Annotated in this window: 2 protein-coding genes; one reads left to right on the forward strand and one right to left on the reverse strand. The window is 66.1% G+C overall.

Features of this window, described 5'->3' with window-relative positions:
- Window positions 1–249 precede the first annotated feature (249 nt).
- Window positions 250–1,710 (forward strand): hypothetical protein, encoded by a 1,461-nt coding sequence (locus RMO81_RS08785; protein WP_310475456.1) that lies wholly within the window; start codon window positions 250–252, stop codon window positions 1,708–1,710.
- Window positions 1,711–2,068: 358 nt separating this feature from the next.
- Here RMO81_RS08785 and RMO81_RS08790 read toward each other — a convergent pair.
- On the reverse strand, window positions 2,069–2,806 hold a 738-nt coding region (locus RMO81_RS08790), incomplete at its 5' end, for an amidohydrolase family protein (protein ID WP_310475457.1).

Raw genomic sequence — 2,806 nt, forward strand, 5'->3', positions numbered from 1 at the left:
GCCAGCGCCGGGGTGATGGCAAACAGGCTGGCAGCAATCAGAAGGGCGGTAACGCGCATGGGGTCACTCCATGAATTTTTCGGGGCGTATTGCATTCATAATACGCTGAGCGCGCCAGTCAATCAGATGCTGCAGCTGCGCGACGGCGGGGCCTGCAGGTTACAAAGCTTACCATGCCCGCCGATCGTACGCCCCAGTGGCGTGCTTGGCTGTGTTGTTTGAGTAACTCACATGGGCTATGGATCTTCCATGCAGCGCCTGCTTGTCCTTTTCGCCCTTGCGAGCAGTCAGCCGATGATTGCCGGACCAGTGCCTGTGCAGGTGGCGACCACCGATGAGCCCCGCTATCTGGCCTTCCAGCTTTTCACGTCTTCCCCCGATACAGCGACCCCGATGGGAGGCGAGCGAATGCTCGGCCCGCCGCCGCCGCCGGCCGAAATCGACCGGTTCGTCGTCCGTCTGGCCCAACGCATCGGCTCGACCGGCACGCCGCGGCGGCGACTGGCCATCATTTTGGGGCCGCTCGCATTCGACCAGACCGACGCCCAGGTCTTGGCTCTCATCGCTTCGGCGTTCGACATTGCGCTGCGTCGCGGCGTCGCCGTCGGTTTCCACATCGACGACGCGATGTATTGGGGCAGGCGGCGCAGCCTGGTTTCCGATCCGCGCAATGTCGAACGCACCGGCTGGGACGGGCCCTTATCAACAGGGCGGCGGCTCGACTGGGGGCCTCAACCTTCGCGGGCACCGCCCCAGCTGTGCCTCAACAGTCCCGCGGTCGAGGCCGCAGTGCAAAGTCGCGGGCGACTGATCGGTGCGGCCATCGGCAAAGGCATCGATCGCCTGCGCCGCGCCGGCCGCGCCGATCTGTTCGCGGGCGTGATCGCAGGCTGGGAAAGCCAGATCGGCCGCGATTTCGAAACCGGCCGCAGCCTCGGCTATTGTGCGCTGGCCAACCGCGGCCTCCGGCGTGGCGCATCCGTCGCTGCCCTCGACCAAGGGCGGATCAACGCCGTCGCGCGCTTTATCGGCCTCTGGTCCGGTGCAATCGCGGCGTCCGGCGTCGATCCCTCGCGCATCTATTCGCACATCGCCTTCGTTCCCCGCTCGATATTCGATCCAACCCAGGCTGCGGGCCGAACTTATGCGGCGACGACCAGTTTCTCGCCGCTGGCCAGCGCTTTCGGACCGGGCCACCGTGCAGGCTTCTCGACGTACCCCGCCCCGCGAATGATCGAGGACATCCAATCGGAAACGCGCCGCCGCGGCGGCGCGCCTTGGGCGTCGGCGGAAGGCGCCAATGTCGCGCTGGGCGGCGATCCGACGCCGTCGGGCATGACGACCGAGACGTACCTCGCCCGCCTGTTCAACCACGGCGCGGCGCTGGTCAATCTGTTCGGCTGGGGCATGGGCCCGCCTGCCAACGGCTTTCGTCAGACGACGGAAGGTCCGGAGGCCATTGCTGCCTATCGCAAGTTCCTGAGCGGCGCGCCGCTGGTCGAAGGGCCGGTCCGCCCGAGCATCTTACAGCGCCTTCCAGCCAAGATTCACCGCATCCAGGCCCAGCTTCCGGCATGGGTGAGCGCACACGGCGACGAAGCGCGCGTCCGACGGTGGATGGAGGCGCTTGACAAGGCGCTGAAGGCCAATGACCTTGCAACAGCAGAAGCGCAGGCCGATGCGCTGCTGGCCTTGCTGGCGAGGAACTAGCGCGGATTATTGATCAGACGGGCCGCCCTGGGTTGGCGGACCGAATTAACCCGCTGAATTGGTATAAAGAGCAGGCTTAGATGACCCTCTGACCCCGGACATAAGTACCGCGCCTGTCATGGTCGACGGCAGCGTTTTCGGTTTTGGATTCCTTTAGATTTGCCGCAACAAGGTGATGGTAGCGTGCGGTGACGGGCGGCTGACGGTCGAACGGCAGCTTCTCGGATAGGCAGACATTTACGCCGAATGGCGAGCGACTGGAACGGGGTCGCAAGCGGGACTCCCGCCCAACGAGCGCACCTGAAATCGAACGCGGGCAGGGTCTGCGACCCTGCCCGCCGGAGGTTGTATGGCCGGCTCAATCGATCACCTTCCCCCGCGCCATCACCCATTTCACCAGCGCCAGTTGCTTGGCGTCCACGGTGGGGTCGCCGTCGGTGGCGATGATGTCGGCGGTTTTGCCGGGTTCGAGCGTGCCGATTTCCGCCAACAGGCCGAGCAGTTCGGCGGCGCCGGTGGTGGCGCTGATGAGGACTTCGCGGGGGGTCATGCCGCCGAATTCAACCATGTCGCTGGCTTCCTGGCCGTTGCGGCCGTGTTCGAACACGCCGGCATCGGTGCCAAAGGCGATGCGGGCGCCGGCTTTGCGGGCGGCGATGATCTGTTTGCCGCGGCGTTCGAGGATGGCGCGCACCTTGGTTTCCACGACTGCGGTATAGGTGCCCTTGCCCAATTGTTCGCCGGTGTGGCGGAAGGGCATCAGGGTGGGCACCAGCCAGCCGCCGGTTGCGGCCAGCGCCTTGGCGCCGGCTTCATCGGTGAAGCTGCCGTGCTCGATCGAATCGACGCCGGCGCGCGCGGCGGCTTCGATACCGCGCGGGCCGTGGGCGTGGGCGGCGACTTTCAGGCCCAGGTTGTGGGCGGTGGTGACGATGGCGCGCATTTCCTCGTCGGAAAAATGCTGGTCCAGCCCGCGGCCTTGCTGGCTGAGCACGCCGCCGGTTGCGGTGAACTTGATCACGTCGGCGCCGCGCTGGCTGGCTTCGCGCACGCGGGCGGCGCATTCGGTGGCGCCAGTGCAGGTGTTGCCCTGATC

The organism is Sandarakinorhabdus sp. (assembly GCF_031422795.1).
Classification (GTDB): Bacteria; Pseudomonadota; Alphaproteobacteria; order Sphingomonadales; family Sphingomonadaceae; genus Sandarakinorhabdus.